The 742-nt window shown below is 43.4% G+C and carries 1 protein-coding gene and 1 pseudogene; both read left to right on the forward strand.

The genetic code is table 11. The features are described from left to right. Nucleotides 1–407 (forward strand): annotated as a pseudogene (locus tag N1032_RS25145) (hypothetical protein); the annotation flags it as partial. Continuing rightward, on the forward strand, nucleotides 400–742 hold a 343-nt coding region (locus N1032_RS25150), incomplete at its 3' end, for a hypothetical protein (RefSeq protein ID WP_259543300.1). The pseudogene N1032_RS25145 and the gene N1032_RS25150, both read left to right, overlap by 8 nt.

Raw genomic sequence — 742 nt, forward strand, 5'->3', positions numbered from 1 at the left:
TACCCGCTGACGTACCCGCTGACGTACCCGCTGACGTACCCGCTGACGTACCCGCTGACGTACACGCTGACGATACCCCGGATGATTCCCAAACCGATATCGACGCCGGGAACGGTGGGCAAGGCCAAAGCCCCGATACCGATACCGATACAGGGGAAGGGGAACAAAACGATCAACCGGAAGATAACGGCGTTACAGTGGAGGTAACTATTAATGACAATACTGATAACACTCCTGATCAAGAAACTGATAATACTCCCGGTGATGATCTCTCTCCTGAATTACGGGCGGAAGTTGAGGAGTTGAAGAAAGTAATTGAGAATGAGGATTCCACGGAAGAGGAAAAAGAGTTAGCATTGCAGAAGATTAAAGAGATTGAATCAGGGGAGGATAATCAGAATGAATAGTGGTAGGCTTACGCTTAGCGGCTATTTAGTGGATAATGATTTATTCACTGAAATTGAAAAGGTAGAATCATTCCCGTTTATCGGGAGTGATTCCGACGAATTAAAATATATGTTGGCTGTGAACTATGGTCAAAGATTCATGTTCACGCCGATGGTGATTTTTCCTATTGCTGATATTGCGAAACAGATTGTTAAGCTCTATTCGACAAAATGGAAAGCGTTAATTGATTTCAACAATACGCCAATGAATTTGGGTGCTAGTGTTACAAAGAAAGGTAATACCAGTACCAGTAATAATACTAACCGTGATACGGTTCAGGATTCTGTAGATAAAA

The organism is Herbiconiux daphne, from assembly GCF_024979295.1.
In the GTDB taxonomy this organism is placed as follows: domain Bacteria; phylum Actinomycetota; class Actinomycetes; order Actinomycetales; family Microbacteriaceae; genus Herbiconiux; species Herbiconiux daphnes.